19 protein-coding genes are annotated in these 17303 nt (G+C 62.5%); 11 read left to right on the plus strand and 8 right to left on the minus strand.

The annotated features are described in order from the left end of the window. Window positions 1-24: 24 nt before the first annotated feature. Window positions 25-1182, minus strand: a complete 1158-nt coding sequence (locus tag ACYG97_RS00990) for a fumarylacetoacetate hydrolase family protein (protein ID WP_023668510.1) — start codon at window positions 1180-1182, stop codon at window positions 25-27. Between the two features lie 176 nt (window positions 1183-1358). Here ACYG97_RS00990 and ACYG97_RS00995 point away from each other — a divergent pair, with 176 nt between their 5' ends. From ACYG97_RS00995 to ACYG97_RS01020, 6 genes are all read left to right on the plus strand, one after another. After that, window positions 1359-2636, plus strand: coding sequence for an NAD(P)/FAD-dependent oxidoreductase (locus ACYG97_RS00995; protein ID WP_023732143.1), 1278 nt, complete (start codon window positions 1359-1361; stop codon window positions 2634-2636). Window positions 2637-2703: 67 nt separating this feature from the next. After that, the gene (locus ACYG97_RS01000) at window positions 2704-3585 is read left to right on the plus strand and encodes an ABC transporter permease (RefSeq protein WP_023732142.1); all 882 of its coding nucleotides are present in this window, start codon (window positions 2704-2706) and stop codon (window positions 3583-3585) included. Further along, on the plus strand, window positions 3582-4409 hold the full coding sequence (locus tag ACYG97_RS01005; protein WP_023709184.1) for an ABC transporter permease: 828 nt from the start codon (window positions 3582-3584) through the stop codon (window positions 4407-4409). Before ACYG97_RS01000 ends, ACYG97_RS01005 begins: the two co-directional genes overlap by 4 nt. A gap of 25 nt (window positions 4410-4434) precedes the next feature. Beyond that, a complete protein-coding gene (locus ACYG97_RS01010; RefSeq protein ID WP_023668506.1) occupies window positions 4435-5541 on the plus strand; it encodes an ABC transporter substrate-binding protein in 1107 nt (368 codons plus the stop codon). A gap of 212 nt (window positions 5542-5753) precedes the next feature. Then, the gene (locus tag ACYG97_RS01015) at window positions 5754-6362 is read left to right on the plus strand and encodes a helix-turn-helix domain-containing protein (protein ID WP_023687089.1); all 609 of its coding nucleotides are present in this window, start codon (window positions 5754-5756) and stop codon (window positions 6360-6362) included. Further along, a complete protein-coding gene (locus ACYG97_RS01020; protein ID WP_023687090.1) occupies window positions 6352-7437 on the plus strand; it encodes an ABC transporter ATP-binding protein in 1086 nt (361 codons plus the stop codon). Before ACYG97_RS01015 ends, ACYG97_RS01020 begins: the two co-directional genes overlap by 11 nt. A gap of 440 nt (window positions 7438-7877) precedes the next feature. Here ACYG97_RS01020 and ACYG97_RS01025 read toward each other — a convergent pair whose 3' ends face one another. Beyond that, a complete protein-coding gene (locus ACYG97_RS01025) occupies window positions 7878-8582 on the minus strand; it encodes an SOS response-associated peptidase (RefSeq protein ID WP_023732141.1) in 705 nt (234 codons plus the stop codon). 186 nt (window positions 8583-8768) lie between these two features. Between ACYG97_RS01025 and ACYG97_RS01030 the strand changes: the two genes are divergently transcribed. Continuing rightward, window positions 8769-9122, plus strand: a complete 354-nt coding sequence (locus ACYG97_RS01030) for a nuclear transport factor 2 family protein (protein ID WP_023732140.1) — start codon at window positions 8769-8771, stop codon at window positions 9120-9122. A gap of 90 nt (window positions 9123-9212) precedes the next feature. Here the strand turns inward: ACYG97_RS01030 and ACYG97_RS01035 are convergent, their stop codons facing one another. Further along, window positions 9213-9692 carry an SRPBCC family protein gene (locus ACYG97_RS01035; RefSeq protein WP_023732139.1) on the minus strand — a complete coding sequence of 160 codons (480 nt, stop codon included), beginning with the start codon at window positions 9690-9692 and terminating at the stop codon, window positions 9213-9215. Next, on the minus strand, window positions 9689-10045 hold the full coding sequence (locus tag ACYG97_RS01040; protein ID WP_023687094.1) for an ArsR/SmtB family transcription factor: 357 nt from the start codon (window positions 10043-10045) through the stop codon (window positions 9689-9691). The genes ACYG97_RS01035 and ACYG97_RS01040 overlap by 4 nt, the downstream gene beginning before the upstream one ends. Before the next feature lie 162 nt (window positions 10046-10207). Here ACYG97_RS01040 and ACYG97_RS01045 point away from each other — a divergent pair, with 162 nt between their 5' ends. Next, the gene (locus tag ACYG97_RS01045) at window positions 10208-10555 is read left to right on the plus strand and encodes an ArsC family reductase (RefSeq protein WP_023687095.1); all 348 of its coding nucleotides are present in this window, start codon (window positions 10208-10210) and stop codon (window positions 10553-10555) included. A gap of 139 nt (window positions 10556-10694) precedes the next feature. Here ACYG97_RS01045 and ACYG97_RS01050 read toward each other — a convergent pair whose 3' ends face one another. The 3 genes from ACYG97_RS01050 to ACYG97_RS01060 form a co-directional block, all read right to left on the minus strand. After that, window positions 10695-11051 (minus strand): DUF488 domain-containing protein, encoded by a 357-nt coding sequence (locus tag ACYG97_RS01050; RefSeq protein WP_023704867.1) that lies wholly within the window; start codon window positions 11049-11051, stop codon window positions 10695-10697. A gap of 15 nt (window positions 11052-11066) precedes the next feature. After that, window positions 11067-12323: an aminopeptidase gene (locus tag ACYG97_RS01055; RefSeq protein WP_023732138.1), complete on the minus strand. Its 1257-nt coding sequence runs from the start codon at window positions 12321-12323 to the stop codon at window positions 11067-11069. A gap of 86 nt (window positions 12324-12409) precedes the next feature. Continuing rightward, the gene (locus ACYG97_RS01060; RefSeq protein ID WP_023732137.1) at window positions 12410-13324 is read right to left on the minus strand and encodes a LysR substrate-binding domain-containing protein; all 915 of its coding nucleotides are present in this window, start codon (window positions 13322-13324) and stop codon (window positions 12410-12412) included. Between the two features lie 106 nt (window positions 13325-13430). On the opposite strand from ACYG97_RS01060, the gene ACYG97_RS01065 reads away from it, so the two are divergent. The 3 genes from ACYG97_RS01065 (at window position 13431) to sbmA (ending at window position 16253) form a co-directional block, all read left to right on the plus strand. Further along, a complete protein-coding gene (locus tag ACYG97_RS01065; protein WP_023732136.1) occupies window positions 13431-13640 on the plus strand; it encodes a hypothetical protein in 210 nt (69 codons plus the stop codon). Between the two features lie 83 nt (window positions 13641-13723). Beyond that, window positions 13724-14881 (plus strand): YbfB/YjiJ family MFS transporter, encoded by a 1158-nt coding sequence (locus tag ACYG97_RS01070; protein ID WP_023732135.1) that lies wholly within the window; start codon window positions 13724-13726, stop codon window positions 14879-14881. 115 nt (window positions 14882-14996) lie between these two features. Then, window positions 14997-16253 carry a peptide antibiotic transporter SbmA gene (sbmA, locus tag ACYG97_RS01075; protein ID WP_023732134.1) on the plus strand — a complete coding sequence of 419 codons (1257 nt, stop codon included), beginning with the start codon at window positions 14997-14999 and terminating at the stop codon, window positions 16251-16253. A 26-nt stretch (window positions 16254-16279) separates the two neighbouring features. Here sbmA and ACYG97_RS01080 read toward each other — a convergent pair whose 3' ends face one another. Continuing rightward, window positions 16280-17284, minus strand: coding sequence for a polysaccharide deacetylase family protein (locus ACYG97_RS01080; protein WP_023732133.1), 1005 nt, complete (start codon window positions 17282-17284; stop codon window positions 16280-16282). Window positions 17285-17303 lie beyond the last annotated feature (19 nt).

Below are 17303 nucleotides of genomic sequence, written 5' to 3' on the forward strand. Positions count from 1 at the left end.
TCCGTTCGTCCCGCTGCTCCGAAATCAGATCAGGTCGGCCTTGGCGAGGTCCCGCATGAGATGGCTGGCGCCGTAGGTCCAGTGCGGGCAATCGGGCGACAGAAGCACGCGGTTCACCAGCGCGCCGAATTTCTCCGACGAGATGGTGACGATGTCGCCGATCTTGTGGGTGAATCCCTTGCCCTTCTCGCCGCGATCCTTCGACGGCACGAACATGGTGCCGAGATAAAGCGCCAAGCCGTCGGGATACTGGTGGTGCGGCCCCATGGCGGCCGCGACCAGTTCTTCGGGCGAACGGCTGATCTCGGCCATCGAGCTCGCGCCCTCCAGCGAAAACCCGTCCTCGCCCTCGACCTTCAGCCGCACAGTGGCGCGCTTGACATCGTCGATGGAAAAGCTTGCGTCGAACAACCGGATGAAGGGCCCAAGCGAGGCCGAGGCATTGTTGTCCTTGGCCTTGCCGAGCAGCAGCGCCGAGCGTCCCTCGACGTCGCGCAGATTGACGTCGTTGCCGATGGTCGCGCCGACGATCTTGCCGGTGCTGGCGGCGATCATGGCGATCTCCGGCTCGGGGTTGTTCCAGGTGGAGACAGGATGCAGCCCGACATCGGCGCCGAAGCCGACGGACGCCATCGGCTGGCATTTGGTGAAGATCTCGGCGTCGGGGCCGATGCCGACTTCCAGATATTGCGACCAGGCGCCGCGCTGGATGAGCTTGGCCTTGATCTCCATCGCCTCAGGCGAGCCGGGCTTCAGCTTCGACAGATCGTGGCCGATCAGCCCGGCAATGTCGGCGCGGATGGCGTCGGCCTTTTCCGCCGAGCCGCGCGCCTGCTCCTCGATGACGCGTTCGAGCAGGCTGACCACGAAGGTCACGCCCGACGCCTTCACCGCCTGCAGGTCGACAGGCGAGAGCAGATAGGGTTTTGCCGGATCGCGGGTGGCCTGAAAACTGTTGGCGGCGATCGCGTCGAGCGAGCCGATCGGTTCGCCCTTGGCAGAGCGCACGTGTCCGGCCGGATCGGCCATCTCGCAGATGTCGCGCACTGTGGGTGCGGTGGTCGAGGTGACGTCGAAAACGATGCCGTCGCGCACGGTGACCACCAGCGGATGCGAGGCATCGCTTGCCCTGGCTCGGCCGATGAAGAGCCCGTCGGCGGGAAGCTGCGTTGGGTTCGTCATGGCTTACGGTCCTTTGATGATCGAGATGGCAGCTGGGCCGCTGCACTTTCACCGGATTCACGCCAAAGGTCTATCCCGTGGCGCAGGCAATTGTCGGTTCTGACATGAGGCCCGCTCTTTCAAAAAAATGAAACTGGCACTAGAATTTTCATTTTCCGCATACTCCAGGTGAAGCCTTGCCCGCACCGTTTTCCGTTCCGATCTGGCAGAAGCCGCAGACCGCATCCGCCTTCCAGTTGCTCGTCACTGCGCCGGTCGACGTTGCCATCGTCGGCGGCGGCTTCATGGGCCTGTCGACCGCCTTGCACGCAGCCCGGCTCGGTCTCGGTGTACAGGTGCTGGAGGCTGGCGAGATCGGCCAGGGCGCCTCGGGCCTCAATGGCGGCCAGGTCATTCCCGGCCTGAAATATGATCCCGAATGGCTGCTCGAGCATTTCGGCCTCGAGCGTGGCCAAGCGCTGGTCGATTTCGCCGCCTCGACGGCGGATACGGTGTTCGATCTCATCCAAGACGAAAAGCTGGCGGTGCCGTTCACGCGCAATGGCTGGATCCAGGCCGCGCATACCGAAACCGCATTGAAAGCGGCGGCGAACAGGGATCGTCAATGGCGGGCGCGTGGCGCCCATGTCCGGCTTCTGAATGAAAGCGAGATCGCCGATATGACCGGCGCGCAAGGCTATCTCGGCGGCTGGCTCGACCGCCGCGCCGGCATCATCGATCCGCTCGCCTATACAGTGGAACTGGCGCGCATCGCTGCCGCCGCCGGCGCCAGCATTGCCGAGCGGCAGAAGGTGGTGAAACTCCGCAAGGAGGCCGGCCTTTGGCGTGTTTCAACCGAAAACGGCGCCGAGGTGCGGGCGAAAGCGGTTGTCCTGGCGACGAACGCCTATACCGATGGACTGCTTCCGGGCCTCGCCGAAACGATCGTGCCGCTGCATTCCTTCCAGGTCGCCACCGCGCCGCTGTCATCCAACCTTGCGGCGACGATCCTGCCGGAAGGGCAGGCGGTGTCCGACTCCAGGCGCATTCTCGTCTACTACCGCAAAACAACCGACGGCCATCTGGTGCTTGGCGGCCGCGGCCGCATGGCGCGGCCGAGGAGCGAGGCCGACTGGGCGCATCTGCAGCGCGCGCTGGTGCGGCTCTATCCGGCCTTGGCCCATATCTCGATCGAGAAACGCTGGTTCGGTCGTGTGGCGATGACGCCGGATCACCTGCCGCACATCCATGAGCCGGAAAAGGGCCTGCTCGCCGTAGTTGGTTGCCAGGGCAGGGGCGTCGGCCTGATGACCGCGCTGGGAAAACGCATGGCGGGCTACCTCGCGGGCGGCGATGTCAATCAATTGCCGTTCCCGCTGTCGCCGGTCCGGCCGATCCCGTTCCACGCCTTCCGCCAGGTCGGCGTTGCCGCGACCATTGCCTGGTACCGGATGCTGGACGCGTTCGAGCGTTGATTCAACTTGACAGTTTCACAAATATGAAAAAAGTTAAGTCGATTTCATATTTCTGTCGAGTAGCCCGATGTCGACCGTCGTTGCGTCTGAAGCGCCAGCAGGCTCCGCCCGGGGCTTCCGCTTCGCCATGTTGCTGCCGGGCGGGCTGGTCACCGTCCTCCTGATCCTGTTCGCCCTCGGCCTCGTGCTGTTCCTCTCACTTCGCGGCAATGACGGTTCGCTGCTCGGCGCCGGCTTTACGGCAGGCAACTTCATCACCGTGGTCTCCGATCCGCTCTACTGGACAGTGACGCTGCGCTCGCTGGTGATCGCCGGCCTGGTGACGCTGGCGACCGTCGTCACCGCCTATCCCGTCGCTTACTATCTCGCCTTCCATGCCGGCCGCCGCCGCAGCCTGCTTTTGTTTCTGGTGACCCTGCCGTTCTGGACCAGCTATCTCCTGCGCGTCTTCGCCTGGAAGATCGTGCTCGCCTACAATGGCGTGCTGAACTCGGCGCTGATCGAAAGCGGCATCTGGTCGGAACCGACGCTGGCCTTCCTCAACACGCCGGCGGCGGTGGTCATCACGCTGGCGCATGCCTATGCGCCCTTCGCCATCCTGCCGATCTATGTGGCGCTGGACACCATCCCGAAATCACTGCTCGAAGCCGCCTCCGATCTCGGCGCCAGACCGTTCACGGCGTTTCGCCGCGTCGTCTTGCCCAATTCGATGCCGGGCGTTCTGGCGGCCGCCCTCGTCGTCTTTGTGCCGACGGTCGGCGACTATGTCACCCCGGCCATGGTCGGCGGTCCCGCCAGCACCATGATCGGCACATTGATCCAGTCGCAGTTCGGCAAGGCCAATGACTGGCCGTTCGGGGCGGCACTTTCAGTCTGCGTGATGCTGGTCATCCTCTGCGTGGTGCTGGTCGCATGCGGCGCCGACCGCAAATTCGGCAGCCGCACATGAGCGCGGCGCGGAGAGATGATGGCCGCGGCTGGCTCGGCGTCTATGTGCTTGCCTATCTCGTCTTCCTCTATCTGCCGGTGCTGTTGATCCCGCTGTTTTCCTTCAACAACTCCATCCAGGCCGCGTTTCCGCTGCAGGGCTTCACGCTCGAATGGTATGCCACGCTCTATGGCAATCCGGCGCTGTCCGGCGCGCTTTTGAACAGTCTCGTCATTGGCGTCGTGGCCGCCGCCGGCGCCACGCTCTGCGGCATCACCGTCTCCTATATGGACCTCTATGGTCGTTCGCCGCTCGCCGCCACCATCAGCGCCATCTCCAGGCTGCCGATCCTGATCCCCGGCGTCATCGTCGGCATATCGTTGCTGATCCTCGTCAATCTCATCGGCCTCGGCCCGTCGCGCATCGCCATCGTTCTCGGCCACATACTGGTGGCGCTGCCGACCACCGTGGTGATCATGCGCAGCCGGTTTGCCGCAATTCCGAAAACCATTCGCGAGGCCGCACTCGATCTCGGCGCTTCCGACTGGACGACCTTCCGGCGGGTGATGTTGCCGCTCTCGCTGCCGGCCATCGTCTCGGCCTTCATGCTGGCCTTTCTGATTTCCTTCGACGAGTTCATCGTCGTCTTCTTCCTCGCCGGCACCGAGCCGACGCTGCCGCTCTACATCTGGAGCCAACTGCGTTTTCCTCGCTCGCTGCCGACCGTGATGGCGCTGGGGACAGCTATCCTTGCTGTGTCCGTCATCATCGCCGGCATCGCCGAAATCCTGCGCCATCGCGGGCTGAGCACAGCCCGTCGGACGGCGCCCACCAGTCCAGCCTGAACCATAACAAAAGAGGAGAACCGAAATGGCATTCGACCCGAAATCAATTACTGGGCTGAAATCGATCACTGGCCCGAAATCGATCACTGCAAAGACAGCCCGCACCGGGCTTGCCGCGCTTGCAATCGTCCTGTCGTCGACTGTCGCCTTCGCCGCCGACAAGCTGCAATATTTCACCTGGTCCGGCTATGAACTGCCAGACTTCAACAAGAGCTTCCTGACGGCCCATCCCGATGGCGTCGAGGCCTCGATCTTCGGCGACGACGACGATGCCTTCACCAAGGTCAAGGCCGGCTTCCGCCCCGATATCGCCCATCCCTGCTACGACAAGGTGGCGCGCTGGAACAAGGAAGGCCTGCTGCAGCCGATCGATACCAAGCGCATCAAGAACTGGGATTCGATCTTCCCGGTGTTCAAGAACCTGCCCGACATCCAGGCCGGCGACGGCAAGGTCTGGATGGTGCCGTGGGATTGGGGCAACACCTCGATCCTCTACCGCACCGATCTGGTGAAGAACCCGGAAGCGAGCTGGAACCTTCTGTGGGACAAGCAATATGCCGGCCGCATGGCGACCATCGATGCCGTGCATGACACCCCGATCGTTGCCGCACTTCTGGCCGGCGTAAACCCCTTCGACATGACGCCCGAGCAGATGGACAAGGTGGCGGAAAAGTTGCGCGAGCAGCGTCCCCTGCTCTCCAACTACACCACCGACATGACCTCGGTCGAACAGGCGCTGGCCAGCGGCCAGCTGGTCGCCGCCATGACCTGGAACGCGTCGGCAACCTCGCTGAAGAAGCAGGGCGTGCCGGTCGAGTTCATGAAGCCGAAGGAGGGCATGCTGACCTGGGCCTGCGGCTTCGTCATGCTCAAGGACGCCAAAAACGTCGACCTCGCCTATGACTTCATCAACAGCCGGCTCGACGCCGACTCGGGTAAGTACCTGATCCAGGCCTACGGCTATGGCAGCTCGCTCAGCACCGCCTTCGCCGGCGTGGCGAAGGACGAACTGGACAAGCTGCAATTGCCGGCGGACCCGGAGGTGATGCTGAAGACCACCATCTTCACCGGCCCGATGAAGCAGAACGACGATGTGGCGAAGATGTTCGAGAAGGTGAAGGCCGGGGGGTGAGCAGCGCAGACCTCACCTTCTCCCCTTGTGGGAGAAGGTGGATCGGCGCGCAGCGCCGAGACGGATGAGGGGTGGTCCAGGGAACGCCAACGTCTCACTCCGCTGGAACACCCCTCATCCGTCGCCTTCGGCGACACCTTCTCCCACAAGGGGAGAAGGGGGAGCTCTTCGGCGCTGCGCCGCGCCAATAGGACAGTTACAAGGACCCACGCATGGACATGCTTGACGACGCAACCGAGAAACCAAAGGCCGACGCCGACATTCGCGTCGGCCGGCGCGTGCGGGCGCTGCGGCTGGAGCGCAATTTGTCGCTGGCCGAGCTGGCAGCAAAAGCCGGCGTCTCCATCGGTGCGCTGAGCCAGATCGAGCGCGGCCTGTCTTCGCTGCGCGTCAAGGTGATCTGGCCGCTTGCGGCCGCGCTCGACATCGAGCCTTCGGCGCTGATCACCGACGGCAACGAAGCCGCCAACGATCTCTATTGCGTGCGCGCCGACAAAAGGCGGCAGCTCCCGGTCAAGTCGGAAGGCATCGCCAAGGCGCTGCTGTCGCCGCCGGGCGCGGCGCTGACCGGCCTCTTGGTGACCGTGGAAGCCGATGGCGGCACGGCGGAAGCCTATGCGCATATCGGTCACGAGTTCGGCTATGTCCTGTCGGGCGAGGTCGAACTGGTGGTGGACTCGACAAAATACGTGCTGAAGAGCGGCGACTCCTTTGCCTTCAAGAGCACGCTTCTGCACGCCTTCCGCAATCCCGGCACCGAGCCTTGCCAGATCCTCTGGGTCAACACCACCAAGCCGTCCGAGGTTCGCGATGGCGCCTGATGCGCTGGTACGCCTGGACACGGTCTCGAAGGTTTTCCCCGGCGGCATTGTCGGGCTCGACGCCGTCGATCTCGACATTATCAGCGGCGAGTTCATCACCCTGCTCGGGCCCTCGGGCTGCGGCAAGACCACCAGCCTGCGCGTCATTGCCGGTTTCGAGAGCCCGTCGAGCGGCAAGGTGCTGCTCGATGGTCGCGACATCACCGCGCTCAGGCCGTTCGACCGTCCCGTCAACACCGTGTTCCAGGATTATGCGCTGTTCCCGCATATGAACGTCGCCGAGAATGTCGGCTTCGGCCTGTCGCTGCGCAAACTGTCCGGCGCCGAGCAGGCAAAGCGCGTCCGCGAAGCCCTCGATATGGTCGGCCTCGCCGACAAGCTCGGCGCCCGCGTTTCCGAACTGTCGGGTGGCCAGCGCCAGCGCGTCGCGCTCGCCCGCGCCATAGTCTGCGAGCCGCGCGTTCTGCTGCTCGATGAACCGCTGTCGGCGCTCGATGCGCATCTGCGCGAACAGATGCAGGTCGAACTGAAGCGGCTGCAGTCGCGGCTCGGCACCACCTTCGTCATGGTCACCCACGACCAGACCGAAGCGCTGTCGATCTCCGACCGCATCGTCGTCATGAACAAGGGCCGCATCGAGCAGATCGCGCCGCCGGCTACGCTTTACGACCGGCCGGCGACGAAATTCGTCGCAAGCTTCATCGGCACCATGAACCTCTTGCAATCGCGCTTCATCGGCCGCGACGGCGACCGCCTGCGCTTCGCCGCTGGCGGGCTTTCGCTGGAAGCAACATCTGAAACCGGCGACACACCCGGCGAAGGCACTGAGCGCACCATCGGCGTTCGCCCCGAGGACTTGCTGGCCACCACCGATGCCGCCGCCGGCACCGCGCCGGCGCGCGTCAACTCCATCGTCTTCCACGGCCGCACGCTGCGGCTGCATGCTGAGCTGGGGCAGGGATTGCCGGTGGTGATCGATGCGCCGCGCCAGGCCGAGGGCTTTCAATTCAGCGTCGGCGACGTGGCGCATATCAGCCTGCGCCGTGGTGCCAACTGCCCTATGCTGCCAAGCTGATCCAACCCAATCCCTTCATCGACGGTTGGATTTAACCTGCTGTGAAGATCGCCAAGGTGGAATTAAGTGTGAATTGACTCGCAAAGGAACATATTCCTACTTTGCGGGATGCCCGAACTAAGCACCCGACCGCGCCGAAATGTGCAAACCCTCTGCTTGGCGCATGAAGTCGGGCAGCTAATTCGTGTTCGATGTCGGAACTGCAACATCACTCGACACTATCTGCCTGGCGATCTCGCAAAGCTGGTTGGTGATATCCCCTTTTGGGATGTGGAGCGGCACATGCGGTGCGAGCGCTGCAAAGGTCGTGAGCTCGATGCAGGCATCATTCTGCCAAGCGCTGCTGAACGCCTTAAAATTCGCGTCAGACGTCTTGTCGAAATCCGCATGGTTCGCCGGGTAATCTGGCGAGACGACGATTGAGGAGAGCCGATTTCGGGCTAAAACAGAGACCCTTGGGCCGGGGCCTGTGGTGGGAACTTGATCTGTGTGGCTGGCTTCTCAACGATCACCAACGCGTCGTTGGGCGCCGTCCGCTGCAAACGCCGTGCTTCCGACCATGGCGCCGTCAGCCAAGCCTCGGTTTCCTCCGGCGTGGTGAGGATCACGGGCATAGCCTTCTCATGTATCGGCGCAATGAGAGCATTAGGCTTGGTGGTCATGAAGGCGTATAGCTCGAAGTCGCCGGGACCGTCCTTGACCTTTCGCACGCCCTGCCAAGACGTCCAGAAACCAGCGAAGAAGAACAGCGGCCGGCTCTCGCCACGGGCAAACCAGTAATTTCGCTGGATTCCTGTTTCCGGGTCTTTATCGTTCGCCGCAGGGCTGGGCTCGGCGAAGCTGGTCACCGGCACGACACATCTGTGCTCGACGCCCACATATTGCTGCCAGTGCGAATATTGCGGATTGCGAACGTTGGTGGTGCCGTAGTCGGCCTTACCTTTCATGCGCTCGGGCGGCGTTGGCAAACCCCAAAGCAGTTTCGCCAGTTCACGCTCCCCATCCGCCCTGTTGCGAACGACCAGCCCAGGTTGATTGGGATAGACATCAAGCGAAGGTTCGAGGTTGCCGCTGATATCGTGCAATGTGCGGGTCCATTGGCGGACCGCCTCTTGCGTCGTCGTGATGTTGTAGAGGTTGCACATGCACCCAGCATTGCGGAATTGGCTTTTGTCTGCAACCGAAGTCGCTGTCCGACGCCGCCGCAATCGTCGTCACACAGCCGCGCTATATCATCGTCCTGACACACCTTGTCAGCTGTCGTGTGGGTAAAGGTGGCGGGCCGGCAAGCGCTTCCCTACTTCAAACCAGTCTGAACAGGAGGAACACACATGACCATCGCGGATGTTGCCAAGGATTTCACCGAAATGCTCCAGCAGGGGGATCACCTGGGTGCTGGTGAAAAGTACAATGCCGATGATATCGTCAGCCTCGAAGCGATGGAGGGGCCGATGGCCATTGCCCGTGGCAAGGAAGCTCTCAGGCAAAAGGGCGAATGGTGGCAAGCGAACCACGAACTCCATGGCGGCTCTGTCGAAGGCCCCTATGTCAACGGCGACCAGTTCGCGGTGCGCTTCAAGTTCGACATAACGCCCAAGGCCACCGGCGAACGGGTCACCATGGACGAGGTTGGCCTGTACACGGTCAAGAACGGCAAGATCACAGAAGAGCGCTTCTACTACTGAGCCCGGGTGCCGTCGGGTTCCGGCGCGCTTCGCTGCACGACCCAAAAACCAGGCGGCCGGGACAAAAGTCCTGGCCGCAGTGGGAAAAGCTCAAATGGTCTTCACATACTGCGCCAACTGATCGGCCACCGTGCCCCAGCCGTCGAAGAACCCCATCTCTTCATGATTGTTGCGGGTAGCCTGGTCGCGATGGATGGCCGTTGCCGTGTAGCGCGTGCCCTTGTCATCCGACTGAAGCGAAATGACTGCGGTGATGAAGGCCTCGCCCGAGGGCCGATAGCCCGGCAGCAGCGCATCGGTCCACACCAGCCGCTCGTTCGGCACGATCTCGAGATAGCAGCAATGGCGGTCGTTGACCTCCTTGCCGTCGGGCGATTGCATGCGCGTCCGGAACAGTCCGCCCGGACGAAGGTCGATCTCGCAATCGGTGATCAGCCAGGGCTTGGGCGTGAACCATTGCTTGACATGCTCCGGCACCGTCATCGCGCTCCACAAGAGTTCGCGCGGCGCGTCGAGCTTGCGCTCCAGCACAAGGTCCAGTCTGGGGTCGGGCTTGAAGGGATAGCTCACTTTTCTTGCTCCTTGAGGCTCATCACATAGGCGTCGAATTGATCGAGTCGGCGCTCCCACAGCGTGCGCTGTTCGGCCAGCCAGTTTTCGGCGAGCTGCAGCGGTTCGGGCGCCAGCTGATAGGTCCTGGTGCGGCCGATTTTTTCCGATCGCACCAGACCGCAGCCTTCCAGCACTTTCAGATGCTCGATGAAGGAAGGCAGCGCCATCTCGAAAGGCTGCGCCAACTCGCTGACCGAGGCCGGACTGCGGTTCAACCGCTCGACCACGCGCCGCCGCGTCGGGTCAGCCAGCGCGCGGAAGATGCCGTCGATCGGCGGGAGACTTGTAGTTGGGGCGTGGAGGCTTGGCATGGGCGATCCTGAGGTCCGTCGACGGGTATAGAAAGATACTTAGGAAAATTCCTTAGTATTAAGCCCTAAAAATGGGCTGATGTGACCGGGGTGCTGGCAAAGCGGGAAGGACGGTTTTAGGCTGTCCGGCGGATTCGACCACCAGCCCAAGGGAAGTGCGTTTTGACGATCACCATGTACGGCATCACCACCTGCGACACGATCAGGAAGGCGCGCACCTGGCTGGAGGGCCACGATGTGCCTTACCGTTTTCACGACTACCGGGCCGAGGGGATAGAGGTGGGCAGACTGGATGGATGGATCGGCAAGGTTGGCTGGGAAAAGCTGCTCAACAAGGGCAGCACGACCTTCCGCGAACTGCCCGACAAGCACAAGCAAGGGCTCGACGAGAAGAAGGCCAGGAAGCTGATGCTGGCCAACCCGACGATGATCAAGCGCCCGGTGCTCGAGGTCGGGGATGAGATTTTGGTGGGGTTCAAGCCGGAGGCTTATGAAGGGGTGGTGAAGTAGCGTAGCCCTGCCTCGTCCAGCCTATGGCGTAGCAAGGAGCGAAGCGACGCAGCGCAGACACGAGGATGACGAACGCGTGGAGGGCGATCGCTAATTGTGAAGGCTTTCGCTTGCGGCGTATGCAGCGGTTCGCTGTCTCTCAACCCGTCCAGCGCAAATACCCCGCCAACGCCACCGCATTGTTATGCGCCTCGTCATGTGCGCCATAAAGCAGCGTCACCTTGGCCTTGCCGAGCAAGCCACGCAGTTTCGCCACCGCTTCTCTATTCCCATCCAGCTCGACCGAATACCGCACCTGAAACTCCGCCCATCGCGCCGGCTCATGTCCGAACCACCTCCGCAATTCATCGCTCGGCGCGATCTCCTTCAGCCACAGCGTCAGCGCGGCATCCTCCTTGCTGATGCCGCGCGGCCAGATGCGATCAACCAGCACCCGCTGCCCATCATCGGGCGCGGGTGCTTCGTAAATTCGCTTGACCGTCAGGTCGAAGGCCATCCGCCCTCCGCGAGCTTACGCCCACTCACCCTTGCGCATCACCGGCACCTTGCGGCCATCCTTGTGCACGCCGTCTATGTCGATCTTGTCGGAGCCGATCATCCAGTCGATGTGGATAAAACTCTTGTTGCCGCCGCGCTGGGCGATTTCGTCCTGGGTGAGCGAGGCGCCGTCGACGAAGCATTTTGAATAGCACTGCCCGAGCGCGATGTGGCAGGCGGCGTTCTCGTCGAACAGCGTGTTGAAGAACAGCAGGCCGCTGGCCGAGATCGGCGAGGAATGCGGCACCAGCGCCACCTCGCCGAGCCGGCGCGAACCCTCGTCGGTGTCGAGCACTTTCTTCAGCACGTCCTCGCCCTTCGAAGCCTTGGCCTCGACGATCCTGCCCTCTTCGAAACGCACCGAGATATCGTCGATCAGCGTGCCCTGGTAGGACAGCGGCTTGGTCGAGGATACACGGCCGGAGACGCGCCGTGCATGCGGCGTGGTGAAGACCTCCTCGGTCGGGATGTTCGGATTGCAGGTGACGCCGTTCTTGGCAGTCGAAGCGCCGCCCATCCATTCATGGCCATCGGCCAGCCCGACGGTGAGGTCGGTGCCCGGGCCGCTGAAATGCAGATCGTGAAAATTATGGCCGTTGAGCCATTCGGTGCGGCTGCGCAACGCTGCATTGTGCGCCGTCCAGTTTGCGATCGGGTCTTCCACATCGACCCGTGATGCCGAAAAGATCGCATCGGCGAGCTTCACCACCGCGACATCGTCGGCATCGCCGGGGAAGACCTGTTTTGCCCAGGCGAGATCTGGGAAAGCGACGATGTTCCAGTTGATGTCGAAGCCGGTGATCTTTTCCAGCGCCGGCTGGTAGGCCATAGAGTTCGCCTTGTTGGCGCGCGCCACTTTCGCCGGGTCCTGCGCCGACAACAGCGACGGGTCCTCGCCGCGCACGGCAAGCCGCGCCGCATTGTTGGAAAAGGCCTTCGCCATGCCTTCATACATCCAGCCGGCGGCGCGGTCGAAGCCGGCATCCGCGCCGTAGCGGAAGCGCGCCAGCGTGATCTCGTCATCATTGAAGATTGGGGTCACCAGGCCGGCGCCCGCTTTATAAGCGTGCTCAACGATGCGCCTGGTCAGCGGCAGTGCGGCGATCGACGAGGTCAGCACCAGATCCTGCCCCGGCTGCAATTGCAGCCCCACCTTGATGGCGACTTCCGCCAGCCTGTCGAGCTTCACCGGGTCGATGGTTGCGGAAACGCCGCGCGAATGTGTGGTCATGATCCTGCCCTGCCTTGGTCTTGGAGGTGAAGCTCCAACATAGATCGGCGCGGCTGTGCTTTCCAGCACCGTCGCGACGGACAGCCCTAGGCAGCGCTTTCCAGCGCGCTGAACTGCGCCACGGTCGCCGCGATTTCCTCGCGGATCCAGATCTTGAAATCGCGCACCTTGCGGCTTTCGGTCTTGGTGGCCGAGGTCACCAGCCAGTAGCCGAGGCCGCTCTGCGCCCGCACGCCGAAAGGCGCGACGAGGCGGCCGTCGGCCAGCGCGTCGGCGGCCAGCAATTGCCAGCCGAGCATGACGCCATGGCCGGCGATTGCCGATTCCAGGCACAGCATCGGGTCGGTGAAGCGCGCGCCTTTGCGGAAGGTGACTGGTTCGACGTCAGCGGCTTTGAACCAGCTCTCCCAATTGATCATCGCCCGCTCGTCGGTGATGGCGCAGGTCTGCGCGAGGTCTTCGATCGATTTCAGTTTCTCGGCGATCACCGGCGCGCAGACCGGGAAGACTTCCTGCGCCAGAAGCAGCTCCGCCCGCCCGCTCGGCCATTTGCCGTCGCCGAGCCGGATGGCGATGTCTATGTCGGAGCGTTCGAGATCGGCGAGCCGCACCGAGGCGTCGATGCGCAACAGCACATTGGGATGCCGGTCGAAGTGACGTGACAGCCGCGGCAGCAGCCATTTCGAGGCGAAGGCCGGCGCCACCGAAACCACCAGCGTGCACTGGCTTGCCTCGTCGGCCAGCGCCACCGCCTGCGCCAGCTCGCGAAAACCGGCGCCCAGCCGGGCGGAAAAAACCGTGCCGAACTCGGTCAGCACCAGCCCGCTCGCCGTTCGTTCGAACAGCGCCTGTCCAAGCTGCTTTTCGGCGCGGTTGATCTGCTGGCTGACGGCGCTGACGGAGACGTTGAGCTCGCCGGCAGCGGCCGCCAGCGAGCCGAGGCGGGCGACGGTTTCGACGGCGCGCAGGCCGTTGAGATGGACGCGGTTCAGCATAGCCATTCCAGTTTTTCTAAACCGGCGCGGCCGAAATCTCAATTGAAAGACGGCGGAATAGAGCAGATTTTAGCGGGACAGTCAGACCGGCGAGTGGGCCGAGGAGGCAAGGATGGTGACGATCTTATCATTGCTCAAGATCTTTGCGGCTGTTGGCGCGCGGCAAGGCCCGCGCCATGCCGGCGACGCCGTCAATTGGGTGATCGATCCCCTGTCGCATCCGGTGTTCGACACCATGTCTGAGCGCGAGCTTGGCGACATGCCGTTCCGGCTGACGGCGCGCCGCACCGCCTACGAGACCGGCGCAATCGGCTGTGGTTGAGATTCTTAGACATTAGTCGCGAGCCTACTGGCCCAACACAAAGCGGATTGTTTCGGCGGCCGCCAAATCTATTGTGCGCTGCAATGAACGCTGCGCCATCACCCTTGCGTCTAGCCGTAGCCGGCATGATCGCCATGGCCGTTGCCATGGGCATTGGCCGCTTCGTCTACACCCCGATCCTGCCCGGCATGATGGAGGAACTGCATCTGTCGCCGGCCGATGCCGGCTGGATCGCTTCGGCCAACTATCTCGGCTACCTCGCCGGCGCGCTTGCGGCGGCCGGCGGCTGGGCGCATGGGCGCGAGCGGCTGCTGATGTTTGGCGGCCTTGCCGCAAGTGCTGCGCTCGCCGGCCTGATGGGGCTGAGCGAGACGATGACCGCCTTTGTCGTCATCCGCTTCCTTGCCGGCCTGGCCAGTGCCTTCGTCATGGTGTTCATGGCCTCGATCGTCTTTGGTCATTTGGCAGCCGCCAACAGAAGCGACCTGCAGGCGCTGCATTTCGGCGGCGTCGGCCTCGGCATCGCGGCATCCTCGGCGCTGATGGCGGTTCTGGTCACCGAACATGCCGGCTGGGCGTCGGGCTGGCTGTGGTCGGCGGCGATTTCCGCCGGCGGCCTTGCGCTTGTCGCCTGGCTTGCCGGCGGCACCGCGCCCGCTACCGGCCTGGCCGGGCGCGAACCGGCGCTGCCCAAGGACCGGTCGCTGATAAAAGTTATCGTTGCCTACGGCCTGTTCGGCTTCGGCTACGTGGTGACGGCGACGTTCCTCGTTGCCATCGTGCGCCAGGGCGGCGGCGGCCGCGTCTTCGAGGCGACCGTCTGGATGGTCACCGGCCTTGCCGGCTTCCCCTCGGTGTGGCTGTGGCAGAAGGTAGCGGCACGGATCGGGCTTTATGCCGCCTATGCCTTGGGCTGCCTGGTCGAAGTGGTCGGCGTCACCGCCAGCGTCGCCATGGGCGGCGCCGCCGGCCCGTTGCTCGCGGGCGTCCTGCTCGGCGGCACCTTCATCGCCGTTACAGCACTCGGCCTGCAGACCGCCAGGCAGCTCGTGCCGCAGGCGCCGCGCCGGATCTTCGCCATGATGACCGCCGCCTTCGGCATCGGCCAGATCGTCGGCCCTGTCGTCGCCGGCCTGCTGGCGCAAGCCTCGGGCAACTTCTTCCTCGCCTCGATCGTCGCTGCTGGCGTATTGCTGGTATCTGCTGGGATCACCTGGTCGGCCGCGCCAAAATCGCCATGATTGTGGTCTTGCTCGATGCCGGGCATCGGGCACGGGCATTTGCTTTCCACCTAATGTGTGACTTTATGCCCGCTGAACCCCGCTGATTTGCGCATCGACCGAGGATTTCACCACAGTGTTCGTATCCTTCTTCCCGCAGCCGAAGCTGTTTTTCACCTCGGCCGCCGTCTGGAGCCTTTTGCTCATCATAATTTGGTTTTTCGGCGGCCAAGAGCTGGGTACCCTGATTGGGCTTGCTCCGGTGGCAGCCGACACGCCCGTTGGCGTTGAAGTCTTTTGGTCTGACCCGTTCGTCTGGTTCTACCTATACTACGGCACAGGCGTAGCGCTTTTCGCTGGCTTTTGGAGGTGGTATTCACCCCATCCTTGGCAGAACTGGTCGATCCTTGGGTCCGCGCTCATTCTCTTCGTGATCTATTTCCAGGTTCAAGTGGATGTAGCCTTTAACGCTTGGTACGGACCGTTCTACGATCTCATACAGCGGGCGCTCGGCAAGGCGTATTCGACAACGCCGTGGGATTTCTACAGCCAACTGCTGACCATCTCCTGGGTCGCTGGATTGGCCGTTGCCGTGGGTGTCCTTAACCTATTTTTTGTGAGCCATTGGATCTTCCGCTGGCGCACGGCGATGAATGAATACTACATGTTCTATTGGGACAGGCTTCGCACTATCGAAGGAGCGTCGCAGCGTGTCCAGGACGACACCATGCGCTTTTCCACGACGATGGAAGCACTCGGTGTGAATTTGGTCCGCTCGGTAATGACGCTGATCGCATTCTTGCCCGTTCTCCTCGTTCTGTCGAAAAATGTAACTGAATTGCCAATCGTCGGAGAGGTCCCTTACTCCCTAGTGGTGGTAGCGATTGTTTGGTCGATTTTTGGGACTACTTTCTTGGCGCTCGTCGGCATCAAGTTGCCAGGCCTCGAATTCCGTAACCAGCGCGTCGAGGCTGCCTATCGAAAAGAACTTGTTTATGGTGAAGATGATCCGAATCGTGCTCGGCCGCCCACTGTCGCCGAACTATTTAACAATGTGCGGCGAAATTACTTTAGGCTTTACTTCCACTACATGTATTTCAATGTGGCTCGCATATTTTATCTTCAGATAGATAATATATTCCCTTATATAGTATTGGTCCCAACGATGGTGGCCGCCAAAATCAGTTTGGGTCTATTGAACCGAATTCTCGATGCCTTCGGGCAAGTGCGCTCCTCGTTCCAATATCTCGTCAATGCGTGGACAACGATTGTCGAGCTTCTGTCCATTTACAAGCGCCTGCGTGCCTTCGAGGCAATTATCCACGGCGAGCGGCTTCCCGATATCGATCGTCGTTTCCTCGCGCGCCAGGCAAAGGAACCCGACCCGGCTTGATCCTATTTGCACAGACGGTTGGCGGCTCAGCCGCCCACCGCCGCCTGCCTCTCGCTACCACGTTGCCGCTGCACATAATCGCGAAAACTGATGCATTCGACGTCGGCTTTCACGCACGTCTCGTCGGCAAAGCGCTCCAGCGCGTTCCAGTAGGCGCCGTCATTCATCAGCGTGAAATGGAAGCTCAGCACCAGCGGGATGCGCTTGCCCTGATATTGCTTGTCGAAGGCGGCGCGGAACGCCTGGTAGGTCCGATCGCTGAACTCGGCTGCCTGGCTCGGCCGCTCGAAACCGCCGGAATGCCTGACATAGAGATTGTAGTCCATGGCGATCACCGGCCTTGAACTCGGGCCTTCCGGGATCTGTGGCAGCGAAAAGCGGGTCAAGCCGCCGCTGGTCGGCGGCTCGACCGGGCCATTCGAAATGCCGCTGGCGTCATAGTGGTAGCCTGTTTCAGCCAGGGCCTCGTAGAGCCCTTTGCCGGTCGAGAGGTAGGGTGCGCGAAAGCCGACAACCACATGTGCGATAGCGTGCCAGCCTGCCGGCTCGGGTGCTATGCCGTTGATCGTATAGGCGTTCTCCAGAATGCGCCCGAACGATGCGAATTCCTTCAGCCAGTCGGTCTTGCTCCAGTCCTTGCCGTCGAAATGGCCGCAGCCATGGCTGGCAATGTCATGGCCCTCCGCAGCGGCAAGCCCGATCTGGTCGAGTCGGTCCGCGACTTCCTGCTTCGAGACGGCAAAGCCGATGTTGGATTTGCCCGCGGACCTGGCCGGCGCGGTGTATTCGGCGCGTGTCTGCTGCGACAGCAGGAACACGCAGGACAGAAAGTAGGTGAAATGCGCGCCGGTGCGCTTGGCCAGCGCCCGGCTGCGCTGCCATTGCGAGATCTCCCGGGCGCTATCGAACGAGATGATGACGATTTGCTTCGGCTTTGCCGGGGCAGGCGGCGCCGGCGGGTCGGCGAAAGCCGCACCAGCCATGGCAAGCACGGCTGAGGAAAACGCAACAACGCGGGACAAACGTGGCATCGGCAATCTGGGCTTGATC

It is taken from the genome of Mesorhizobium sp. W067 (assembly GCF_054719525.1).

What these genes read in the sequence shown, in the direction of transcription:
- ACYG97_RS00990 (WP_023668510.1), bottom strand. Translation starts at nt 1,182, where the DNA reads ATGACGAACCCAACGCAGCTTCCCGCCGACGGGCTCTTCATCGGCCGA.
- ACYG97_RS01000 (WP_023732142.1), top strand. Translation starts at nt 2,704, where the DNA reads ATGTCGACCGTCGTTGCGTCTGAAGCGCCAGCAGGCTCCGCCCGGGGC.
- ACYG97_RS01005 (WP_023709184.1), top strand. Translation starts at nt 3,582, where the DNA reads ATGAGCGCGGCGCGGAGAGATGATGGCCGCGGCTGGCTCGGCGTCTAT.
- ACYG97_RS01010 (WP_023668506.1), top strand. Translation starts at nt 4,435, where the DNA reads ATGGCATTCGACCCGAAATCAATTACTGGGCTGAAATCGATCACTGGC.
- ACYG97_RS01015 (WP_023687089.1), top strand. Translation starts at nt 5,754, where the DNA reads ATGGACATGCTTGACGACGCAACCGAGAAACCAAAGGCCGACGCCGAC.
- ACYG97_RS01020 (WP_023687090.1), top strand. Translation starts at nt 6,352, where the DNA reads ATGGCGCCTGATGCGCTGGTACGCCTGGACACGGTCTCGAAGGTTTTC.
- ACYG97_RS01025 (WP_023732141.1), bottom strand. Translation starts at nt 8,582, where the DNA reads ATGTGCAACCTCTACAACATCACGACGACGCAAGAGGCGGTCCGCCAA.
- ACYG97_RS01030 (WP_023732140.1), top strand. Translation starts at nt 8,769, where the DNA reads ATGACCATCGCGGATGTTGCCAAGGATTTCACCGAAATGCTCCAGCAG.
- ACYG97_RS01040 (WP_023687094.1), bottom strand. Translation starts at nt 10,045, where the DNA reads ATGCCAAGCCTCCACGCCCCAACTACAAGTCTCCCGCCGATCGACGGC.
- ACYG97_RS01050 (WP_023704867.1), bottom strand. Translation starts at nt 11,051, where the DNA reads ATGGCCTTCGACCTGACGGTCAAGCGAATTTACGAAGCACCCGCGCCC.
- ACYG97_RS01055 (WP_023732138.1), bottom strand. Translation starts at nt 12,323, where the DNA reads ATGACCACACATTCGCGCGGCGTTTCCGCAACCATCGACCCGGTGAAG.
- ACYG97_RS01060 (WP_023732137.1), bottom strand. Translation starts at nt 13,324, where the DNA reads ATGGCTATGCTGAACCGCGTCCATCTCAACGGCCTGCGCGCCGTCGAA.
- ACYG97_RS01065 (WP_023732136.1), top strand. Translation starts at nt 13,431, where the DNA reads ATGGTGACGATCTTATCATTGCTCAAGATCTTTGCGGCTGTTGGCGCG.
- ACYG97_RS01070 (WP_023732135.1), top strand. Translation starts at nt 13,724, where the DNA reads ATGAACGCTGCGCCATCACCCTTGCGTCTAGCCGTAGCCGGCATGATC.
- ACYG97_RS01080 (WP_023732133.1), bottom strand. Translation starts at nt 17,284, where the DNA reads ATGCCACGTTTGTCCCGCGTTGTTGCGTTTTCCTCAGCCGTGCTTGCC.